General features: G+C 31.7%; 19 protein-coding genes and 2 pseudogenes. 11 read left to right on the forward strand and 10 right to left on the reverse strand.

What is annotated here, in order from left to right; all coding sequences use genetic code 11:
- Positions 1–32: 32 nt before the first annotated feature.
- A complete protein-coding gene (locus tag AC0L5U_RS03770; protein ID WP_473414738.1) occupies positions 33–1,592 on the forward strand; it encodes an NAD(P)H-hydrate dehydratase in 1,560 nt (519 codons plus the stop codon).
- A gap of 69 nt (positions 1,593–1,661) precedes the next feature.
- Here AC0L5U_RS03770 and AC0L5U_RS03775 read toward each other — a convergent pair whose 3' ends face one another.
- From AC0L5U_RS03775 to AC0L5U_RS03800, 6 genes and pseudogenes are all read right to left on the reverse strand, one after another.
- Positions 1,662–2,699 carry a TlpA family protein disulfide reductase gene (locus AC0L5U_RS03775; protein WP_473414739.1) on the reverse strand — a complete coding sequence of 346 codons (1,038 nt, stop codon included), beginning with the start codon at positions 2,697–2,699 and terminating at the stop codon, positions 1,662–1,664.
- Between the two features lie 68 nt (positions 2,700–2,767).
- Positions 2,768–3,627 (reverse strand): annotated as a pseudogene (locus AC0L5U_RS03780) (substrate-binding domain-containing protein).
- Positions 3,628–4,491, reverse strand: coding sequence for a nucleoside phosphorylase (locus AC0L5U_RS03785; protein ID WP_473414741.1), 864 nt, complete (start codon positions 4,489–4,491; stop codon positions 3,628–3,630).
- Entirely contained in the window at positions 4,481–5,422 is a 942-nt protein-coding gene (locus AC0L5U_RS03790) for a DUF1835 domain-containing protein (protein WP_473414743.1), read from the reverse strand. The genes AC0L5U_RS03785 and AC0L5U_RS03790 overlap by 11 nt, the downstream gene beginning before the upstream one ends.
- A gap of 3 nt (positions 5,423–5,425) precedes the next feature.
- The gene (locus tag AC0L5U_RS03795) at positions 5,426–5,755 is read right to left on the reverse strand and encodes a translation initiation factor (RefSeq protein ID WP_473414744.1); all 330 of its coding nucleotides are present in this window, start codon (positions 5,753–5,755) and stop codon (positions 5,426–5,428) included.
- 75 nt (positions 5,756–5,830) lie between these two features.
- A complete protein-coding gene (locus tag AC0L5U_RS03800; RefSeq protein ID WP_473414745.1) occupies positions 5,831–6,781 on the reverse strand; it encodes an isopenicillin N synthase family dioxygenase in 951 nt (316 codons plus the stop codon).
- A gap of 108 nt (positions 6,782–6,889) precedes the next feature.
- Between AC0L5U_RS03800 and AC0L5U_RS03805 the strand changes: the two genes are divergently transcribed.
- Positions 6,890–8,881, forward strand: coding sequence for an alpha-ketoacid dehydrogenase subunit alpha/beta (locus AC0L5U_RS03805; RefSeq protein ID WP_473414746.1), 1,992 nt, complete (start codon positions 6,890–6,892; stop codon positions 8,879–8,881).
- Positions 8,882–8,919: 38 nt separating this feature from the next.
- Positions 8,920–9,324, forward strand: a complete 405-nt coding sequence (locus tag AC0L5U_RS03810; RefSeq protein WP_473414747.1) for a 3D domain-containing protein — start codon at positions 8,920–8,922, stop codon at positions 9,322–9,324.
- Between the two features lie 2 nt (positions 9,325–9,326).
- Here AC0L5U_RS03810 and AC0L5U_RS03815 read toward each other — a convergent pair whose 3' ends face one another.
- Complete coding sequence (locus AC0L5U_RS03815; RefSeq protein WP_473414748.1) at positions 9,327–9,884, reverse strand: ExbD/TolR family protein; 558 nt, start codon at positions 9,882–9,884, stop codon at positions 9,327–9,329.
- 734 nt (positions 9,885–10,618) lie between these two features.
- On the opposite strand from AC0L5U_RS03815, the gene AC0L5U_RS03820 reads away from it, so the two are divergent.
- Positions 10,619–11,293, forward strand: coding sequence for a hypothetical protein (locus AC0L5U_RS03820; protein WP_473414749.1), 675 nt, complete (start codon positions 10,619–10,621; stop codon positions 11,291–11,293).
- 298 nt (positions 11,294–11,591) lie between these two features.
- Here AC0L5U_RS03820 and mgrA read toward each other — a convergent pair.
- From mgrA to AC0L5U_RS03835, 3 genes and pseudogenes are all read right to left on the reverse strand, one after another.
- Positions 11,592–12,604, reverse strand: a pseudogene (gene mgrA, locus AC0L5U_RS03825) (L-glyceraldehyde 3-phosphate reductase).
- A gap of 456 nt (positions 12,605–13,060) precedes the next feature.
- Complete coding sequence (locus AC0L5U_RS03830) at positions 13,061–15,367, reverse strand: S9 family peptidase (RefSeq protein ID WP_473414750.1); 2,307 nt, start codon at positions 15,365–15,367, stop codon at positions 13,061–13,063.
- A 104-nt stretch (positions 15,368–15,471) separates the two neighbouring features.
- Entirely contained in the window at positions 15,472–16,776 is a 1,305-nt protein-coding gene (locus AC0L5U_RS03835; protein WP_473414751.1) for a sulfatase-like hydrolase/transferase, read from the reverse strand.
- Between the two features lie 170 nt (positions 16,777–16,946).
- On the opposite strand from AC0L5U_RS03835, the gene AC0L5U_RS03840 reads away from it, so the two are divergent.
- The 7 genes from AC0L5U_RS03840 to AC0L5U_RS03870 all read left to right on the forward strand — a co-directional run bounded on the left by AC0L5U_RS03840 (position 16,947) and on the right by AC0L5U_RS03870 (position 23,231).
- A complete protein-coding gene (locus tag AC0L5U_RS03840; protein WP_473414753.1) occupies positions 16,947–18,500 on the forward strand; it encodes a DEAD/DEAH box helicase in 1,554 nt (517 codons plus the stop codon).
- A gap of 205 nt (positions 18,501–18,705) precedes the next feature.
- Positions 18,706–19,425, forward strand: a complete 720-nt coding sequence (locus AC0L5U_RS03845) for a DMT family transporter (protein ID WP_473414754.1) — start codon at positions 18,706–18,708, stop codon at positions 19,423–19,425.
- A gap of 216 nt (positions 19,426–19,641) precedes the next feature.
- Entirely contained in the window at positions 19,642–20,742 is a 1,101-nt protein-coding gene (locus AC0L5U_RS03850) for a Re/Si-specific NAD(P)(+) transhydrogenase subunit alpha (RefSeq protein WP_473414755.1), read from the forward strand.
- 4 nt (positions 20,743–20,746) lie between these two features.
- On the forward strand, positions 20,747–21,055 hold the full coding sequence (locus tag AC0L5U_RS03855) for an NAD(P) transhydrogenase subunit alpha part 2 (protein WP_473414756.1): 309 nt from the start codon (positions 20,747–20,749) through the stop codon (positions 21,053–21,055).
- Positions 21,055–22,443: an NAD(P)(+) transhydrogenase (Re/Si-specific) subunit beta gene (locus AC0L5U_RS03860; RefSeq protein WP_473414758.1), complete on the forward strand. Its 1,389-nt coding sequence runs from the start codon at positions 21,055–21,057 to the stop codon at positions 22,441–22,443. Before AC0L5U_RS03855 ends, AC0L5U_RS03860 begins: the two co-directional genes overlap by 1 nt.
- On the forward strand, positions 22,433–22,576 hold the full coding sequence (locus AC0L5U_RS03865; RefSeq protein ID WP_473414759.1) for a hypothetical protein: 144 nt from the start codon (positions 22,433–22,435) through the stop codon (positions 22,574–22,576). The genes AC0L5U_RS03860 and AC0L5U_RS03865 overlap by 11 nt, the downstream gene beginning before the upstream one ends.
- Positions 22,557–23,231: a glycosyltransferase family 9 protein gene (locus AC0L5U_RS03870; protein ID WP_473414760.1), complete on the forward strand. Its 675-nt coding sequence runs from the start codon at positions 22,557–22,559 to the stop codon at positions 23,229–23,231. Before AC0L5U_RS03865 ends, AC0L5U_RS03870 begins: the two co-directional genes overlap by 20 nt.
- Positions 23,232–23,250 lie beyond the last annotated feature (19 nt).

Here is a 23,250-nt window from a genome sequence, read left to right on the forward strand (position 1 = left end):
AAAAAGAACTGAAAAATCAATAATATATTTAAATGAAGGTATTTTCTAAAGAACAAATATACGCAGGCGATAAACTGACTGCTGAACGCCAAAATATAACATCAACAGACTTAATGGAGCGTGCAGGTACTCAAATTTTTAATTGGATACATATGCGTATGCAAGGTGCACAAGTACCTATTCATGTGTTTTGTGGCATTGGTAATAACGGTGGCGATGGTTTGGTTTTAGCGCGACATTTAATTTTAGATGGTTATAATGTGAATACTTACGTGGTAAATTGTAGTGATAAGCGTTCTAAAGATTTTTTGATTAACTATGATAGAATTAAGAATGTTACCAAAAAATGGCCAACACTTTTAAGTTGTAAAGAAGATTTTCCTGAAATGCATCCAGATGATATTATTGTTGATGCGGTTTTTGGAATTGGGTTAAATAGACCAGTTGATGATTGGGTTAAAGGCTTATTTATGCACTTTAGAGCGAGTAAAGCATTTACACTATCAATTGATATTCCTTCAGGATTGCATACAGATAAGGCAGTTAAGGATGAGGATGCAGTAGTTTGGGCAGGTTTTACATTAAGTTTTGCATCGCCAAAATTAGTGTTTTTTTTACCCGAAACTGCTAAATATACTGTGCAATGGGAAATTTTAAATATAGGATTAGATCCAGAATATTTATACACTACTGTAACCGAAGTAGAATTAATTGGAAAACATGAAGTGTTGCCAAACTACATACCAAGAGAAAAGTTTTCGCATAAAGGCCAGTTTGGTCATGCCTTAATTATCGGAGGGAGTTATGGTAAAATAGGAGCTGTTACTTTAACAAGTAGAGCTGCTTTATCTGCTGGTGCTGGTTTAGTTTCTGCTTATGTTCCTAAATGTGGTTATGTGCCTTTACAAACTTCTTTTCCTGAAGCCATGGTAATCACAGATACAGATGAAGAAAAAATAACTTCAATTAAATTTGATATTGAACCTACCGTTGTAACTTTTGGAATAGGAGCGGGGACTGATACAAAAACGGTAAGTGCTTTTGAAAATTTTTTGAAAACAAATAAAACACCATTAGTTATTGATGCTGATGGCTTAAATATGCTTGCCAAAAAGAAAGCTTTATTAAAATTATTGCCGGAATTATCAATTTTAACTCCGCATCCAAAAGAGCTTGAAAGATTGGTAGGCAAATGGAAAGATGATTTTGATAAGTTGAAAAAAGCGAAAGCCTTTACTAAAAAATATAAAGTGATACTCATCGTAAAAGGTGCAAATACTATTACTATTTTTAATGATATCTTTTATATCAATACCACCGGAAATCCTGGGTTATCAACAGCAGGAAGTGGGGATGTGTTAACTGGAATTGTTACTGGATTAATATCTCAAGGCTATCATCCTTCAGTAGCTGCAATTTTTGGAGTGTATTTACATGGTAAATCTGCAGATATTGCAGTTGAAGATTTTGGGTATCAAAGTTTGATTGCAAGCCATGTGATTGATTATTTGGGAGAAGCCTATTTGGATTTATTTAAACAGCCAGAACAACCGCAGCAAGCTACTCAAGAAGAAGAGGAGCCCTCAAAATAAGAGTAAAATTGATAGCATAAAAAAAGCCGCATATTGCAGCTTTTTGTAGTTATGTTAATATTTCTCAAATTAAATATTCAATTGGGAAAATAATTCTGTTAGTCCTGGACTTGAAGGTCTAGGAGCATCTGGGTTTACAATGTTTCCTGCAGGGTCTATTAAAATAAATCGAGGAATACCTTGAATTTTATAATCTTGTACAAATTGAGACATGCCTCCGTTAGGCGCAAATAATTGGATACCTCCAAGTTGTTTGTCTTTTATCATAGCTTTCCAATCTTCACGAGCTTTATCCCAAGAGCCGCCATGAGTTCTATCATCATCGATAGATAAGCTTACAAACTGAATATTTTTACCGTGATATGCTTTTTCTAATCGTTTTAATGCAGGGATTTCTGCTTTACAGGGCCCGCACCAAGTTGCCCAAACATCAATGTAAGTATACTTTCCTTTTAAATCTGATAAGGAAGTAGTTGTACCATCATAATTTTCATAATCTTCAAAAACAGGAGAAGGGCTTCCTTTGGCAAAAGTCTCTAAAAGACCAACTCTTTGTTCAAGAAACTTTTCATACATAGTTTTTAGCTTCTCATAATCATTATCTGGCTTTTTGAAAAACTCTACTCCTAAATCTTTGTTTTTTTCTTTTAAATCTTCATATGCAAGAGTTAGGTCTTTAAAAACATTCTTTAGCTCATCAGGAGATTTAGACATTAAATCTGCACTTAAATGTTTTTCTTGAAGTAATACATTTTGAGCGTAAAAATTACTTTTATTCGCATTGTCTCCAGAAAATTTTAAAGTCTCATCAAATTTATTAATATCAATTTCAAATGACATATCATTATCATTTTTTAAATAGATATTTCCAAATTCTTCTCCTAATTTAAACGTATATTTTCCTTCTTCAACTTTAAGTGTGTCTCTAAAAGTCCCATCTTCATTAATTTTGATGTCTTTTTCAAAACCACGTGCTCTATTAAAAACTGTGAAATTAGAAATGTCGCCTTTATTATCAATTTTACCAGAAAGCGTTGCGTAATCTTTCGGTTCACTTTTACAGCCTAAAATTGTAAGTATGGTTAATAGGCTTAATAATTTTTTCATAACAGATTATATTTTTAAAATTCAAAATTAAATAATTGGAAATTAATTAGTTGAATTTTAACACTAGTTTATAGATTTAGGTTGTAGGTTAACGATTCGTAATCAACTATTTCTGGAATAATATCCAAAGCTTTTAATTGCTTTTGAACATTCATAATAGTTGGTTTATCAATTAATTCTTGCGACCATTCTGTGATTTGCAACCAATCTTGAACATCTTCAATTTGTTGCTTGTAACGATTCGCAATAGTTCTATCAATACTTGGTATGTCTTTAAACTCTGAAGTGGTACTATTTATAATCTTCAAAATAGTTTTAAGTGTTGCTTTATCTTTTTTAATAAAATCTTCATGAACAGCAATTACGAAACATGGCCATGGAGATGGACATTCATCAATTCTTCTAAACACACCATCATCAACTATTGGTTTTGTAGTGTATTTTTCCCAAAGAAAATAGTCAGCTTTATCATTTGTAAGTCCTTCAATAGCACCATCTAAATTATTGATAATTTCAAAATTTAAATCTTTTTCTAAATCCCAGTTGTTATTTTGCGCGTTTATGTATGCCATTAAATGCGATCCAGATCCATAGCGACTGATGGCCGCTTTTGTACCTTTTAAATCATCATTTTTTTATATGAGGCATGATCTGCTACATGTACACCCCAAATAAGTGGTGTTTCCACAAAAGTCTGTACTATTCTACTAGGGTTGCCAGCAATGATATCTTTAATAACACCTTCAGTTAAAATAACAGCAATATCTATATCGCCATTTCTTAAACCTTTGCACATAGCACCAGTACCTCCATGGTAATCTTGCCATCTTAAATTAATACCTTCTTCTTTGTATTCGCCATTCTTTAGGGTTAAGTACCAAGCTAAATTAAAATGCTCTGGCACACCACCAATATTTATTGTCTTCATTTAAATTCTATCTAAAGTATATGTAATTAAACGTTCTGTAGTTTGAGTTGGATTTATACTAAAACTACCATTTGCTCGATTAGCTATTATTGCATTTAATGATATGGCATGATGCCCTAATAATTTTGATAAGCCATAGATACCAGAAGTTTCCATTTCTAAATTTGTAACTCTTTTACTATCAAAATTAAAACTATCAATAAGGCTATTCAATTCTGGGTTATTTATTTGAAGCCTTAATATACGACCTTGAGGGCCATAAAACCCATTAGCAGTTGCCGTTAATCCTTTAAAGGTTTGGTTACTTTCAAATTTAGAAAGCAGTTCTTTAGACCCTTCAACTATGATTGGATTTGCTTTATTTTTATTCCAATTTGTTTGTTTTATAAATGCTGCTTCAATTTTTGGATTAGAAATAGTATTGGTGTAATAGGAGTGTAGCATCCCATTTAAATCTATGGCATGTGTGTTAATTAAAAAAGAATCTACAGGGATATCTTCTTGTAAAGCTCCTGAAGTACCAATTCTGATGATAGTTAATTTTGTTAGCTTGTCCTTAATTGTTCTTGTTTCAAAATCAATATTAACTAGAGCATCAAGTTCGTTTAAAACAATGTCAATATTATCTGTCCCAATACCTGTGGAAATAACACTTATGCGTTTACCTTTGTAAGTTCCAGTTTGTGTTTTGAATTCTCTTTTTTGAGTTTCAAAATCAATACTATCGAAATGTTTTGTGACCAATGGAACTCTATCTTGATCTCCAACAAAAATTATGGTGTTACCAATATCTTCAGGTTTTAAATTCAAATGATAAATACTACCATCTGAATTCAAAATAAGTTCTGAGGCTTTAATTGACATTAAGTGGCGATTTAATAAGTTTATTTTCAGATTTACTAAATTGAAAATCTAATTTTTTAACGCCACCAAAAACCATATTATTTTCAATGTCATTTGAAAAATTATGTTGTCCAATTAATGCTTCGTGCCCTTTTCTATTCAAGGAAATACTTTCATCAGCAATAGTAAAAAAGACACTTAAATTATTGATAATGCGTTCCAGTTGCAAATCGCCATAACCGTAATATCCTTGGTAGTTTAAAGCGTAACCTAATAAGTGATGTTTAGATTTGATATCCTCATTTTTAACCAAATTTAGAATGTTGGTTTCTAAAATATTTAACCCTGTTTTAGAGTCTGGAAAACGTTCCAAATGAGCTTTTAAACAGTTGCTTAAATACTTAAAAGATGAACTTTTTACAATATAAGGCTTAAATAAATTATGATCCTGACCATTATAAATACCCCAAAGTGTTTCTGCTAAATCAATATCATCAGGAGTTAACTCAACTTTGTTTTTATAATGATTCATTAACTGGTTGGGTTTTAATTCTGATAATCCTTTTAACGTATTACTTCCGGAAACTCTTCCGCTACACACTAAGTAAAGTGGTAAATCTATATGTTTTTGTTGTAATAGATTTATAACGGCAATCATGTTAATATGGCAAAATAAATCATATTCAAACCAAAGTACTATTTCGGAATAGCGTTCTGGGTTACTTAATTGACCTAATGCAAATTCAACTTTATTTAAATCTAGTTGTATGCTATAGAATTCGTTTAAAAAAAGTCGTCGAGATTCAATGAATTCATCTGCATGAACTATTTCTTGAGTAGGACCTTCGCATAATATTTCTTGCCAAGTGAGTTTTTCTCCTTTAATTTCTAACTCATTCAAATACCCTGTTAGAATACCTCCATTTGTGATGTGCAATGTTTGTTTTTTCATAAATTATCCACCAACACGTTTTACCGCAAAGCCTTTATCTTTTAATATTTGCATTATTTTATCTCTGTAATCTCCCTGAATGATAATTTTATCGTCTTTAAAACTTCCTCCAACACTTAACTTGGTTTTAATTTCTTTTGCTAGAACTCTAAAATCTTCTGTAGCACCGGTATAACCCTCAAGTATTGTAGTTGGTTTGCCTTTTCGCTTTTCGTATTTACAAATTATAGGGTCGTCTTGCATCCATATATCAGAAGTTTCATTTGCAGTATCATCTGTTTCTTCAGGAGTATGATCTGGGAAAAGATTTTTTAATTGGTCTTGTAAATCCATGTGTTCAGTTTACAGTCTAAGTCACAGTCTCAGTAATCACGTTATGCAACTGCTTACTGAGACTGTGACTGTAAACTATTTTTTTATCAATCCTAATTCAATTAAACGTTCGGTTAAAAATTCGCCAGCAGTAATATCGTCAAATTGTTTTGGATTATTTTCGTCAATACATTCATCTAGAACATCCAGTTTCATAGCACTAATTGGGTGCATAAAAAACGGAATAGAGTACCTTGAAGTTCCCCAAAGTTCTTTTGGTGGATTAACCACGCGATGTATGGTAGATTTTAATTTGTTATTAGTATGTCTAGACAACATATCGCCAACATTTATCATTAATTCATCAGGTTGTGCAATAGCATCAATCCATTCGCCTTTGTGGTTTTGTACTTGCAAGCCTTTACCTTGTGCCCCCATCAATAATGTAATTAAATTTATATCGCCATGTGCTGCTGCTCTCTCTGCAGCTTCAGGTTCTTTTGTAATTGGAGGGTAATGAATTGGCCTTAAAATTGAATTTCCATTATGAATATAACTATCAAAATAAGTTTCTTCTAGTCCTAAATGTAAGGCTAAAGCTCTGAGCACATATTTTGCTGTTTTTTCGAGCATTTCATAAGCTTGCCTACCTATTTTATTAAATTCAGGTAATTCTTCAACTATTATGTTATCAGGATATTCTTTTTTTAATTCGTTATCATCTTCAACATATTGCCCAAAATGCCAAAACTCTTTTAAATCTCCTTCTTTTTTACCTTTTGCACTTTCTTTTCCAAAGGAAACATAGCCTCTTTGACCAGCAATTTCAGGAATTTCATAGTTCTGCTTAACTTCTAATGGTAATTCAAAAAAGTTTTTAATTTCTTCGTATAGATTATCAACAAGATTGTTGTCTAAAAAATGACCTTTAAGCGCTACAAAACCAATCTCTTCATAAGCTTTCCCTATAGCATCAACAAAGCCTTGTTTTTTGCTTGTGTCATCAGATGTAAAATCGCGTAAATCTACACTTGGAATGGAATTCATATAGAATTTATTAAAAGATTGAATCACAAATGTACAAAAGATTGTAAAGAATTTAAGTAGATTAAAAACGCTCTTTTTATTCTATATTTGAAATACTAAACGTTACTAATGCATAAAGTAAACTTCAATTATAATATCGAAAAACTTTCTGAAGACACATTAATTGGTCTTTATAAAAACATGCTAAAACCTAGATTAGTTGAAGAAAAAATGCTTGTGCTTTTACGTCAAGGTAAAATTAGTAAATGGTTTTCTGGTATTGGTCAAGAAGCTATTTCAGTTGGCGTTACAATGGCTTTAAATAAAGATGAATATATTTTACCAATGCACAGAAATTTAGGTGTTTTTACTACTCGAGACATTCCGCTTTACAGATTGTTTGCGCAATGGCAAGGCAAAGCTTCTGGCTTTACTAAAGGTAGAGATCGTTCTTTTCACTTTGGTACACAGCAATATAATATTGTTGGTATGATTTCTCATTTAGGTCCGCAATTAGGTGTGGCTGACGGTATTGCTTTAGCTTCAAAGTTGAAAAATAAGAATCAAGTAACTGCAGTATTTACGGGAGAAGGTGGTACTAGTGAAGGCGATTTTCATGAAGCTTTAAACGTAGCTTCTGTATGGCAATTACCGGTTTTGTTTTGTATTGAAAATAATGGTTATGGTTTATCTACACCCATAAAAGAACAATACAATTGTGAAAATTTAGCTGATAGAGCCTTAGGCTATGGTATGGAATCCCACATTATAGATGGCAACAATATAGTTGAAGTATATACTAAAGTTTCTGAAATAGTTGAGAGTATTCGTGTAAAACCGCAACCAGTTTTAATTGAATTTAAAACATTCAGAATGCGAGGACATGAAGAGGCGAGTGGTACTAAATATGTACCTCAAACACTTTTAGATACTTGGGCAACTAAAGATCCTATCTCAAATTTTGAATCTTTTTTAATAAATGAAGGTATTTTAAGCATAATAGATAAAAGTAAAAATACAGATGAAATTACATCTGAAATACAAGAACATTTAGAGATAGCATCTAATGAAGACGATATAATTCCAAATGAAACAATAGAGCTAAATGATATCTTTAAAAGTTTTGAATATGAAGCAATTACACCAAATAACAGTTTAAAAGAAATTAGATTTATTGATGCAATTTCTGAAGGTTTAAAACAAAGTATGGAACACCATAATGATTTGGTAATTATGGGTCAAGATGTAGCGGAATATGGGGGTGTTTTTAAAATAACCGAAGGTTTTTTAAAACAGTTTGGAAAGGAAAGAGTTAGAAATACACCCATTTGTGAATCTGCAATTGTTGAAACTGCTATGGGATTATCTATTGCAGGCATTAAAAGTGTTATGGAAATGCAATTTGCTGATTTTGCGTCTTCGGGTTTTAATCCTATTGTAAATTATTTAGCAAAATCTCATTATAGATGGAACCAGAAAGCCGATGTTGTCATTAGAATGCCTTGTGGTGGAAGTGTTGCAGCAGGTCCGTTTCATTCACAAACAAACGAAGCTTGGTTTACAAAAACTCCAGGATTAAAAGTTATTTATCCAGCATTTCCTTATGATGCTAAAGGTTTATTAGCAACTGCAATTAACGACCCAAATCCAGTATTGTTTTTTGAGCATAAAGGTTTGTACAGAACAATACGACAAGAAGTCCCTGATGATTATTACACGTTGCCTTTTGGAAAAGCCTCAGTTATTGAAACAGGAAAAGCTATTACTATTATCAGCTACGGCGCAGCAGTTCATTGGGCATTGGAAACTTTAAGTAATAATCCTGAAATTTCTGCTGATGTTATTGATTTAAGAACTTTGCAACCTTTAGATACTGAAACTATTTACACCTCAGTAAAGAAAACAGGAAAAGCTATTATCCTGCAAGAAGACTCGTTATTTGGAGGTATTGCAAGTGATATTTCAGCTTTAATTATGGAACATTGTTTTAAATATCTGGATGCACCAGTAAAACGTGTTGCAAGTCTAGAAACTCCAATACCTTTTGCGAGTCAGTTAGAACAACAATATCTTTCTAAAAATAAATTTGAAGAGGAGTTGAAAACGTTATTAGCGTACTAGTTTTTATTCATTATCTTTAAAATAACTAAAACCCTGTTTTGAGACTAATTACTTTAATTATTGTATTTCTGCTATTTAGTTGTAAAAAGAATACATCTACCATTGAAGATTCATTCAATTGGAAATCAAGAATTGTAACAGCAACAGCATACAATTCATTGGTATATCAAACTGATGCGGATCCTCATATTACTGCCTTTGGAGATAGTTTAAAACCCGGATTAAAATATATTGCTGTTTCTAGAGATTTACAACGTTTAGGTTTAAAACACAATACCCCAGTAATCATTGAAGGATTAGAAGGGGTATATATTGTGAAAGATCGCATGCATTCTCGTTGGAAAAACCGAATAGATGTTTACATGGGCGAAGATGTAAAAGCTGCTAAACAATGGGGCAAACGAAAAGTCTGCATCGACTATGGGATTCCAAAGGATGACTAAAACTATCTCGTTTCTGCTTCTGAAAGAATAAAAGGGTAGGCTTCTTTAACCTCTTTTAATTCTTCTTTTGTTAAATTATCTATTGCTTTATTTAATACTTTCTCACAATAAGTTTTTCGTAATTCAAAATAGGCTTTTGTCAGTTCATCTTGAACTTCAATAAATTTATTATAGCTTGAATTTCTATCAGTTTGTAATGAGATTACAGCCTCAGATGGATTGTCAGAAGATGTTTCATCACTATTGCCATTACAGTATGTGCAACTCCCGTCTGCATTATTATCGATAAAAGTTTTAGCTAAATTTTTAATGTCATCAACAGTAGCAATTTCACTATCTACCATAATTTCATTTTTAACATTTATGGCAATTTTTAAAATGTTTCGTTCTGGAATATCTACATTGCAATTGATTCCTGGAGGACATTCTCTTGGAAGTTTTCGATTGATGCCTTTGTCTTTTGGAATTGCAGAAGTCACTAAAAAAAACATTAATAATAGAAATGCGATGTCTGCCATAGACCCCGCATTTACTTCTGGACTTGATGTTGTTCGTCTCATGATTTTTGTTTTATTGTTAATGGAGTGTTAAATCACAAAAACAATACCACAATAATTTGAGACTTTATTTAGCGCATTTGATGATGCATAGGTTTCCAATTGGTCTGATTGGAAGAGAAATTTAAAATACGTTTATTAGAAAATAAATTCTCTCCCGTAATGCCTTTAATACGTTTTGATATTTTCATAACTGTTCTGGTTTTTGATTGATTGATCGATTAAATTTTTAGAAAGAAAACGTTACGATCTGTAACGTCTTCTGCTATTCCATGCATTAGACTTAGTACTATTTAATGTTTCTGTTAATTGGTTACTGTTTAAAGTTCTCATGATTTTTTGTTTTTGATTGATGAATTTGATTGATGAAATGTTTGGAAAATAAATGTTACGATCTGTAACGTCTTCTGCTATTCCATGTGTTAGACTTTGTTGAGCTTAATGTTTCTGTTACTTGATTTGTGTTTAATGTTCTCATGATTTTTGTTTTTTAATTGATTATACTAGATAGACGACGCAACTATTATTTTGTTACAGTACTATGCATAACAAAATAGCAATTTAACATATTTTAACAATTAAATGGGTTTTTGAATAGGTTAGGAGGGTTTATAAATACTATTTAGGTATAGTTATTGTTAAATAGTTATAAAATTTAAGTGTTAGAGTAATAAGTTTTAGGATAATCAAATATCTTTGAAACATCTTTAGGTGCTTTTAAGAAAAGTAAAGGATACATGAAATTTGTAATAACCTGTTTTATAATTATTGTTTTTGCATTAGCTGGAAATGCCCAGATAGACTCTAAGAAAAAATCTGGAGCTATTATTCCTGCAGTTGAATCTCCAAAAGATACTTTGGATAGCAAAAAAATATTACCTGTTAAACCAAAAGAAAACAATCAATTTGATGGTGTTTCTACTCCAAAAGTTACTGGTAAACTAAATCTACCCAAAAAAGAATTTTCTATGTTTCCTGATGAAGAGTTCAAGAATCCTGGAGAATTATACACTAAAAAACTAGATAAATTAGAGAAAGAATTACTTCCTGAAGGTCATGGTTTAAATGCTGGTTTAAAAGAAGATGCGTATTGGGGAGATTATAGAACTAAATCTAAATACATAGATATTATGTATAGAGACCATGGGAAAATTGATGGGGATGTAATTCACATCATTATTGATGATGATATAGTTAAAGCTAATATTGGTTTGAATCATGGATTTGGTGTTTATAGATACATTCTTAAAGAAGGACTTAATAAGATTGAAATCTTTTCTGTAAGTGAAGGTTCTTTAATTCCAAATACCGCTCAATATGTTATAGCTGATCAATGGAGTAAAACCATAACAAATAAAGTATGGAGGTTATCAAAAGGGGTTAAAACTACATTGATTATTATTAAGGAATGATTTTGATATTTATAATATTTCTCTCAATTATTCAATCATTGAGTTATTTCATCATTAATAAGTATAGATTTAAATTCCCGAAAACAATAATTTTTCTTATAGTACTATCTGGTTACTATTTTGTGTTTCCTCAATATTTTAGAGATTTATTAATTACTGAAGATATTAAATGTGGATTACCAGTAATGAGTATATGTTTTTTATTTTGGATATTTGGAACTATTGCAGCATTGATAGTACACATTCTTTGGTTGATAAAACTTCAAAAGAAATATAAGAATACACTTTTTTATAATAATTAACCAACAATTTTATCAATTAACTTTAACTCTTCATCAGTAAAATTCAAATTATCTAAAGCTTTAACGTTCTCTTTTAATTGATTTGAAGAACTCGCTCCAACCAATACAGAAGCCACTTGTTGATGCCTTAAAATCCAAGCAATTGCCATTTGTGATAATTTTTGACCACGCTTTTGTGCAATTTCGTTTAAACTTTGAATTTTTTTAATATTACTATTAACAGTATCTGTATCTAAATATGTTAAGTTTTTAGCTGCCCTAGAATCTTTTGGAATACCATTTAAATATTTATCGGTAAGCATACCTTGTGCTAAAGGCGAAAATGTAATACAACCCACACCATTATTTTCTAAGGTTTCTAAAAGGGCATCTTCAATCCAACGGTCAAACATAGAATAACGCGCTTGGTGGAGTATAAATGGTACATTAAGCTCTTTTAAGATTTCTGCAGCTTGTTGTGTTTCTTTTGGTTGATAGTTTGAAATAGCAACGTAAAGCGCTTTTCCTTGACGTACAATATCTGCCAAAGCTCCCATAGTTTCTTCTAATGGTGTATCAGGGTCTGGTCTATGATGATAGAATACATCAACATAGTCTAAACCCATGCGTTTTAAACTTTGGTCTAAACTCGACATCAAGTATTTACGCGAACCCAAATTACCATAAGGTCCAGGCCACATATCGTAACCTGCTTTTGAGGCGATAAACAATTCATCTCTATGAGATTTGAAATCTTTTTGAAAATAGTACCGAAGTTTTCTTCTGCAGAACCATATGGTGGTCCGTAATTATTTGCTAAATCGAAATGCGTAATACCTAAATCGAATGCAGTTCTTAGAATGTCTCTACCGTTTTGGATGCTATCTACAAATCCGAAATTATGCCAAAGCCCCAATGAAATAGCAGGTAATAACACACCGCTTTTTCCAGATCTTTTGTAGGTCATTGTATTATAGCGCTCGGATGAAGGTATGTATGCTGTGGTTTGGGATTTATCGTTGATTTGCATGCTTTTTGGTTTTCTTCAAAAGTAAAAATTAATTTTTGAGTAGAGTAGGATGTTTGTTAAATTAACTCGCAGCTTGACTTTGTCAGAAAAAATAGCTAATTTCGTTTAACTCATGATAAAAAACATTGAAACGATTTTTTATCAGAGAATCATTAAACGAACCTCTACAAAAACATACCAACTCTAAATTAAAAACCAAATCTTAGCAAATAAGTGCGCTAGGGATTGCAGCGGCATCCTTTTTTTGTGAATCTTTAGAATATCAAAACCGCTATTTGAAACAAAATGTTAATTAATTAACGAGATCCCGAAACAAGTTCGGGACTGCTTCGCAGAAAGATATAGTGGAAAGCCCGACCCCTTTTGGGTAGCGCCCAAATAAAACTAAATATTTCTGAAACAAAAAAAAGCCATCTGAATATTCAAATGGCTTTTCGTAATCTATATATTAAACTATTAACCTTTTATAGGTTGTTTAATTTCTTTTTTAAGATGTTTTGCGTAGAAGCCCATCATGGCCTCATATAAAGCGATACGGTTTTCTTCTTTCCCAAAACCGTGACCTTCATCATATTTTACCATATAAGGCACATCAACACCTTTTGCTCTTAAACCAGATACAATTTGATCAGACTCATTGATGTTTACTCTAGGGTCGTTAGCACCTTGTACAACAAACAAAGGTTTTTTTATTTTATCAATATGAAATACGGGAGAGACCTCTTTCATAATTTCCTTTTCTTCAGGAATATCTTGGTCGTACCAAATTTCTTTTACAATTTCTTTGTAAGGTTTCCAATACTCTGGGAACGAATCAAAAAATGTAAAAATGTTTGAAACACCTACATAATCAACGCCACAAGCATATAAATCTGGTGTTTTTGTTAGACCACGCAATACTGCATAACCACCGTGGCTTCCACCATAGATTGCTGCATTGTCTTTATCTACCCAACCTTTATCTATAACGTATTGTAAACCATCTTCAACATCATCCATGGCTTTTCTACCAATTTGTTTGAAACCAGATTCTAAGAAATCTTTACCATAACCTCCAGAAATTCTGAAATTAACTTGAAGTGTTGCATAACCACGACTTGCAAATAATTGTGCTTCTGGATTGAAACCCCATGAATCTCTTACACCTTGTGGACCTCCATGTGGATTAACTATTACTGGTACTTTTTCGCCATTTAAAGCGGCTTTTGGAAGGGTAATGTAACCATGAATTGTTTTGCCGTCGCGACTTTTAAATGTGATAGGGCGCATTTCTGCCATATCTTTTTCAACTAGATTTGGCATTAAATTGTAGAGCAATTTGAATTTTTTGGATTTAGCATCATAAGAGTAATATTTACCGTATAATTTATCACTTTGAAGGTAAATTAAATACTTGCTTTCATCATCTGTTTTATCTGCGATTGAGTAGTTGTAATCTGGAAACTTACTTGTTATTTTTTTATGAAGTTTTTTAAAATACTTACTAACAGGAACTCTCTCTCTTTTTTCGCCTTCAAAAGAAAAATAATCTAATTCATAATTTCTGTGTCTTGATAGCGCTAATCCAGAAACATCATAATTTTCGTTTGAAAATAACTTTTTAATAACCTTATCTTCTTTAAGATCATATAAATATATTTGAGTTTTATCGCTATCTAAATTTGAAACCACATAAGCATCATGCTCATAATCTGTAGCGTAATTAAAAGAAGAAATACTAAAGCTATCTTTCCAGTTTAATTGTTTTTTAACTTCAAAGTTTTTTCCATCTAGCGTGTAATAAAGATCTACGTTTACACCTTCTCGCATTTTAGAAAAACCTCTTAGGTTTCCATCTTTATCAAACTCGTAACCATTTATTGGGTTTGCTACATCTTCGTTTTTATAAAGTTGCTTTAATTCTCCAGTAACAATATTGATTTTGTATGGCTCAAATATTTGTGGATTGTTTTTATTCATAGAAATAATAATGTGGTCTTTATCCTCTTTTAAACCAGCTAATATATTTACTTTAACACCCTCAAATGGTGTTAATTCTTTTTCGTTTGTACCATCAATATCTACGGCAAATAGATGATAATCTTCATTACCACCTTTATCCATTACATAAACTAATCTGTTATCGTTAGCCCATCCAAACCCTCTGATGAGTTCTTCTTTTTCTTCAATAACTCGCTTAACTTCATCAGTTTCTATGTTTTTAACATATACATGATTTTTAGCGTTTTCATCTTTCTCTTTGTATGATAAATAAGTGCCATCTGGAGAAAAATTAAATGAACTGGCTTGAGGTCTTGCAAAATAATCTGAAACCGCATATTTGTAATTTGAAGGATTCCAATTTGCCAACTTTGCTAAATCTTCATCTGATGTTGGCAAATCTGTATTTCCAGGGAGTGTTTTTTCTGTTTTCAACATTGTTAAAGGTAACTCCATAGGGCCTTGAGAAAAAGTACCTGTTAAAGTATTATCTGCAAGGGTAGCAGTATAAGTTAAACCAGCTTGTTTAAATTTAATGGTTAATGTGTTATCCACAAAAGTGGTTTCATCCATTGGGATATCTGTTGCACCTTGTGATGGACTATCCATTGTAGATGTGTAACTGTCGCCATCACTTTTAATATTGAAAATTAATGGCATTTTTGTGCCTTGTACTGAAAGTTCACCTTTCCAAGAACCGTTGATGTCTTGAGCGTTTACTTGTGAAATCATACCCAAAAATAAGAATAGTGCACCGCTTAGCTTTAAAATAGTAGTTTTCATTTTAACAATAATATTTAAAATTAGTTTCCAAATGTAATTTACAGTTAGAAGCAAACTAAACCTATTTGTTACATTAAAATTGAATTTTATTATTTTCTTAACGTTTAGTTTCTAATTTCTTGAACTTTAGAAGTTAATTCGTCTTTAATTTGAGAATCAGAAGCGCTTAATGGCAACTGATTTGCATTCAATAAATTAGGGTTTTCTAAAGGATTAGTCCCTAAATTATATAAAGCTTCAGAGCCATCACCGAAGTAAATATATTTATGAGTACTATTTCTAATGGTATAATCATCATTTTCTGTGTATACATATTCACGATTTGTTGTGCTAGAGGAACTCAATAAGCTTTTGAAACTTTTACTATCATTAATTTCTGTGGTTCCTGTTCCTGCTATGTCTGCAATGGTTGCAAATAAATCTGTAGTATTGATAAGTGCATCTTCAGAAGTATTAACTCTAGATACATCTTTACCAGAAATAACCATTGGTACGTTTACACCGCCTTGATAAATACTTCCTTTTACGCGTCTTGAGTTATATCCTTGTGCTACTTGCCCTGGAGTGCCATTATCACCTATAAAAATAATGATGGTATTTTCTTTTTCTTCATCAGAAAGCGAATTTATTAATCGTCCCATTTCTGTATCTAAAGCTTCTAGAGCTGCTAAATAATAGGGGAGTGGGTTACCATCTATACTTGCTGTATCTGTGGGTAAGCTGCCTTGTGAGTGCAAATTGTTTGGAGGTAAATGAAACGGTGTATGTGGTGCATTATAGGCTAACCATAAAAACCATGGTTTAGTTTGTTGGTCTACCCAATCTATTGCTAAATCTGTAAATTTTGTAGTTGTATATTCGGTAGAATTACTTGTAGTTCCATTAGTGTTTAAAGTCCAATCGTAATAAGAACTAAGTCCACCACCACGAAAACCAGCAAAATAATTTATTCCCATATCATTAGGATGATTTAAATCTCTAGATAAATGCCATTTACCAATTACTGCATGAGTATATTCATTATTAGTGTTATTATCTAAATATTTCTGTAATGAAGTTTCAGAAGTAGATAACACATCATCTACCTCCATAACATTTGTTCTAAACCCATATTTCCCAGTAATAATAGTTCCTCTAGAAGGCGTGCATGTTGGATTAGCCCATAAATTATTGAACTTAACACCATTATTCATTAAATTAACTAGATTAGGCATATTAGGTTTTATATTACCAATATTATATCCTGGAGTTGCATCAAGTCCCATATCATCAGCAATCACTAATAAAATATTTGGAGAGGTACTTTCTGGGTTTTCCATTTTATCGTCATCTTCTTCCATAACTTCGTTATTAGAACTGCAAGACACTAAGTTTAATGCTAAAAAAAAGATATAAAAGAACTGTTTCATGGATTTAGATTTTAAGGTCATGTTAATTTAGATGTATTTTTTAAAATAAACTTGTGCTTCATTATTTTTTAGTTAACATAAATAGTTAATATTCCTTAATAACTTTCAATACAAACCGCTTTATAATACCCGATAAAGGTGTTATTTTTGCAACTTACCAAATTCTAAGTATGGCGATTTCAAATATAGAACTGCAAGAACGAAAAACAGGAAAGGACTTATACAGTTATCAAAAAGGCGCAATAGATAAAATATTTAAAAGTTTTGAAGAATCGCCTTCAGATTATCACTTATTATATCAATTACCAACTGGTGGTGGTAAAACTGTTATTTTCTCTGAGATAGTAAGACAGTTCTTGAAAACCCATAAAAAGAAAGTGTTGGTAATGACACACCGTATTGAATTATGTAAGCAAACTTCAAACATGCTTACAGAATTTGGTGTTGTTAATAAAGTGGTGGATAGTAAAGCCGATTTAAGCGATCAAGCAGAATATAGTTGTTTTGTAGCCATGGTTGAAACTCTAAACAACAGACTTAATGATGATAAACTTGATATTTCGGATATTGGTTTAGTTATTATTGATGAAGCACATTACAATTCATTTACAAAATTATTTAAGTTTTTTAGTCAGTCTTTCATTTTAGGAGTTACAGCAACACCTTTAAGTTCTAGTATGGAATTACCAATGACTGATAATTATGACGAACTTATCGTTGGGGAATCCATAGAATCTTTGATAGAACGTGGTTTTTTAGCACGGGCTGAAATGTTTAGCTATAACGTAGGGTTAACATCGCTTGTTGTTGGTGCGAATGGAGATTATACGGTAAAATCCTCTGAAGATTTATATACTGATAACGATATGTTGAGTAAGCTTTTACGAGCTTATGAAGAACGTTCTAAAGGTAAAAAAACATTAATCTTTAACAATGGTATCACAACTTCTTTACACGTTTATGACACCTTTAGAAGAGCTGGATATGCTGTTGCACATTTAGATAATACTAATACTAAGAAAGAACGCGCCATGATATTAAAATGGTTCAAGGAAACACCAGATGCTATTTTAACTTCGGTTAGTATTTTAACTACTGGATTTGATGAACCTACCGTTGAAAGTATAATTTTAAATCGTGCAACTAAATCATTAACACTTTATTACCAAATGATTGGTCGTGGGTCTCGTGTTCTAGAAAATAAAGACAAATTTGCCGTTATAGATTTGGGAAATAATTTCCACAGATTCGGCCCTTGGGGCGATAATTTAGATTGGCAACGCATCTTTAAATCGCCTAATTATTATTTAGATTCTTTATTAAGTGATGACGAATTAGAGAGTAATTTTAGATATGAAATGCCAGATGATTTACGTAAAGAGTTTGGTAATTCTGATGATGTTTATTTCGATATTCAAAAAACATATGTTGATTCTATTAGAGCAGGAGAATCCTCTAAAGTTGTTTTAGAGCGTTCCATAGCGCAACATGGTAAAATTTGTATTGAAAATAGCGAAGATGTATATGACGCTCTGGCGTTAGCTAAGAAATTGGGTGATGATATTGACTTTAGAATAAAACGTTATACAAAGTGTATTAGTAAAAGTACATTTAACTTTGTGGAATGGCTAAGAGGGGAATATCGTAAAAAATTGAATTCTTATATCCGTGTTAACTTTGATGAAGTTTTCGAGGAAATTCATGGATATGCTCCTGAAGAATAATTAGAGTTTCCACACATATTTTAAATGGATGTGAATTTTAAATTATGTTCATAGTTTTCATACAAATTAAACAATAAGCATTTGGAGATTAAAAGTGCCATAAAATTTATGCTTTTTAGCACTTTAGCTTTTGCTTGCATGAATGGTATTGTTAAGCATTTGATGCATATGAGTGCATTTCAAATTGTATTTTTAGATCTTTTAGTTGCTTATTTTTACTTTCGGATTTCTCTTAAAAAATAACATTCCATTATTAGGAAACAAAAAAGGGCTACTTGTAGTTAGAGGTTTAGTTGGTGTGACTTCAATGGCATTATTTTTTATGTCTACTAAATATCTACCAATTGGTACAGCTGTTTCTCTACGCTATTTGGCGCCTATTTTTGCTGCATTTTTCGCGATTATTTTTCTAAAGGAAAACATGAAATTGTTACAATGGTTATTTTTTGCTATGGCATTTTCTGGTGTTATAGTGCTAAAAGGTTTTGATGCAACTTTAAGTGGTTATGGGCTAACTTTAGTTTTTATTTCAGCTATTTTTAGTGGGTTGGTTTATATCGTGATTAGTAAAATAGGTAAAGATGATCACCCTGTAGTTGTTGTGAATTATTTTATGGTTATTTCAACACTAGTTGGAGGTATATTGTCTATAAATAATTGGATTCAGCCCGTTGGTAAAGAATGGCTTATGCTTTTTGGACTGGGTGTTTTTGGATATTTCGGACAGGTTTACATGACCAAAGCTTTTCAATCTGCTGCCACAAATATTGTAGCACCCTTAAAATATTTAGAGGTTATTTTTACGCTCCTTTTGGGAGTAACACTCTTTAGCGAAGTGTATTCTTTTTGGAGTTTATCAGGTATTGCATTAATTATTTTAGGGCTTGTTTTAAATGTTTTATATAAATCAAAACAAGCAAGTTGAACCATTTTTTAATTATTTAAAATCTAGTTTACAACAAATATTGTTAATGTTTTTTCAACGATTTGATACGAACTATAAACTATCTTTAAAAAACGGATTTATGCACTCTTTAAATTGACTTAACAGACACTATTTGTATGTGTTTTAACTATATTTGACACTTGTTTTTTTATATTAAGAAACAATTTTAATTACACTAACTAACCAATAACTAAAATGAAGATTGGTATTTTAAAAGAAACTCAAAAAGGGGAAAAACGAGTTTCATTATCTCCAAATATTGCAAAGCAATTAATAACAAAAGGATTTCAAGTCATTATTGAAGAAGAAGCTGGAAAAGGGTCTTCGTATAAAGATTCGGATTTCATCGATGTTGATGCCAGTATAGAAAAGCGTGGTGTTGTTTTTAAAGAAGCTGATGTTTTAATAAAAATTAACCCTTTTGATGAAGAAGACTTAAAACTGGTTGATAAAGGTCAAATCTTAATAAGCCAGCTCTATCATAAATCAAATCCTAAATTAATTGAAGCTATTGCTGCAAAAGGTGCTACAGCATTTTCTATGGATGCAATCCCTCGAATTTCAAGAGCTCAAGATATGGATGTATTAAGTTCGCAAAGTAATTTAGCGGGCTATAAAGCTGTAATTCTTGGTGCTTATGAAATGACAAAAATATTTCCTTTAATGATGACAGCTGCTGGAACTATAACACCATCAAAAGTTTTGATTTATGGTGTTGGTGTTGCAGGTTTACAGGCTATTGCAACTGCAAAACGTTTAGGAGCAGTAGTAGAAGCTACTGATATTAGAAGTGAAACTAAGGAACAAGCTGAATCTTTAGGGGCAAAATTTATTTCTGTAGATAATGAAGGGGAAGAGTCTGAGGGTGGTTATGCTAAAGAAGCCTCAGAAGATTTTGCTAAACGACAAAAAGAAGCTGTAAATAAATCATTATTTCAAGCCGATTTAGTGATTACAACTGCAAATATTCCAGGAAGAAAAGCACCAACTTTAATTACTAAAGAACAAGTAGAACAAATGAAAAACGGTGCAGTTATTATTGATTTGGCTGCGGCACAAGGCGGTAATTGTGAATTGAGTAAGCTTAATGAAACAGTTATTATAAATGGTGTTAAGGTTATTGGTACTAACATAGCACCAGAAAGTGTATCGACAAATGCAAGTGAATTGTTTGCAAAAAATATTTATAACTTTCTAATACATTTAACAGAAGAAGCGAATTTTAAATGGGATTTAGAAGAAGAAATTACTGATGAAACTTTAATTGTAAAAGAAGGTACCATCCGAAAAAACTAAAATTATGGAAGAAATTATTCAGTTTATTAGTGATAATCTACAAATTGTATATATCCTCATTCTTGCAATTTTTGTTGGTGTAGAGGTTATTAAAAGCATCCCTGCGGTTTTGCATACACCATTAATGTCTGGTGCTAATGCCTTGAGTGGTGTGGTAATTGTTGGGGCTATTTTAGTAATGTTACATGCCAGCCCAGATGATTATGTGTCATTAAGCTTAGGGTTTATAGCTGTTGTATTAGGAATAATAAATGTTGTGGGAGGTTTTGCTGTAACCAACAGAATGTTGCAAATGTTTAAAAAGAAAAAATAATGAGTGTTTTATTAAGTGTTATATATTTAATTGCAACGGTTACGTTTATAGTTGGTTTAAAACGATTAGGTCATCCAGATACTGCCAAAAGTGGAAACACAATTGCGGCTGTGGGTATGACAATAGCGATTGTTGGTACTATATTTATTCACGATTTACAAGTTGCGCCTATCATCTATATTTTAATCGGAGCTGCCATAATTGTTGGGTCTGTTATTGGTTATTTAATAGCCATTAAGGTAGAAATGACTAAAATGCCAGAACTGGTATCATTGTTTAATGGTTTTGGTGGGGCTAGTGCTGCCTTAATTGGTCTTGTAGAGTTTAGTAAAAATATTGAAGACTCATTACAAGCTATTACCGTAATTTCAGCTATCATCATTGGAGCAATTACGTTTTCTGGAAGTTTAATTGTTTGGGGTAAACTTAATGGTTCTTTAAAAAGTGTTGTAAAAATACCTCAATACAATCTTATTAATAATCTATTTTTTATTGGAATTATAGCTCTAGCAATTTTCATGATTGCAACTGGGAATCATAGTCCTTTATTTACTTACGGCGTCTTAATTGGTGGTTTAGTATATGGTATTTTATTTGTATTACCTATTGGAGGAGCCGATATGCCCGTAGTTATTTCATTATTGAACTCTTTAACAGGTATCGCAGCAGCTATTACAGGTATTCTTTATGATAATATGGTCATGCTAGTTGGTGGTATTTTGGTAGGTTCTGCTGGAATTATCTTAACTGTAGCCATGTGTAAAGCGATGAATAGAACATTAGGGTCTGTAATTTTTGGAGCTTTTGGAGCAACGGCTGCCGTTGAAGGTAGTAATAAAGAATTAGGTACTATTAAATCTACTACTGCGAGTGATGCAGCAATCATGATGAATTATGCCACTAATGTTATTATTGTTCCTGGTTATGGATTAGCAGTAGCTCAAGCACAACACGTTATTCATGAATTAGAAGAAATTTTAACAGATAAAGGCGTCAACGTAAAATACGCGGTACATCCTGTTGCTGGTAGAATGCCTGGACATATGAATGTGTTATTAGCAGAATCTAATGTAGATTATGGACTTTTAGTTGAAATGGATGATATTAATCCTCAATTCACAAATGCTGATGTAGTATTAGTAGTAGGTGCAAACGATGTTGTAAATCCTGCGGCACATAACGATCCTTCAAGCCCTATTTATGGGATGCCTATATTAGATGTTGAAAACGCAAAACATATAGTTGTGAATAAACGTAGTATGAATGCTGGATACGCAGGTATTCAAAATGAATTGTTCTATAACTCAAAAACATCTATGTTATTTGGAGATGCTAAAGCTGCATTAACTGATTTAGTGAGCGAACTAAAAATATGTAATGAGTTTTAACAGTTGGATAAATGCTAAGCGTCGTGTAATAATGCACGCTATTACCAAAAGTGTAGGGAGTTCATATAAAGAGCCAACTGCTGAAATTGGTAAAAGTATCTCAATTAAAAAAAGTGTTGATTATCAGGCCTAATCATCGATTAGGCAATCAATTATTAACTACACCATTAGTTCAAGAAGTAGAAAACACATTTCCAGATTGTAAAATAGATTTGTTTGCCAAAGGCGGCGTAGCGTTTCCTGTTTTTGAAACTTACGATGCTATTGATAAAATTTACAAATTACCTAGAAAACCATTTAGCAATCTATTTACATATATAATGTGCTGGGTTTCCATTAAGCGTAAAAGCTATGACATGGTAATTAATGGTGACAAGGATTCTTCATCTGGAAGATTATTAACTAATCTTGCAAAAGCTCCTTTAAAAGTTTTTGGAGATGTTCATGAAGAGATTCAAGAAAAGCACGATGATTATCTACATATTTCTAAATACCCTATTTATAACTTAAGACGTTATTTAAGCAAATTAGGATATCCTGAAAACAACAAACCGCTTCCTGTTTTAAATATAAAATTGAAAGCAAATGAAATTTCTAAAGGACAACAGATTTTAAAAGATTTGGTAAAAAATGATAAACCTACCATTTGTATTTACACAAACGCTACTGCAGATAAATGCTATTCAGAAGAATGGTGGGAAGCTTTCTATTCTAAATTAAAGGAAAACTTTGAGGATACTTATAATATCATTGAAATGCTTCCAATAGAAAAACATCTCAAAAATTAACTTTAAAGCGCCTAATTTT

The sequence above is a fragment of the Jejuia sp. G7-7 genome (genome assembly GCF_055808955.1).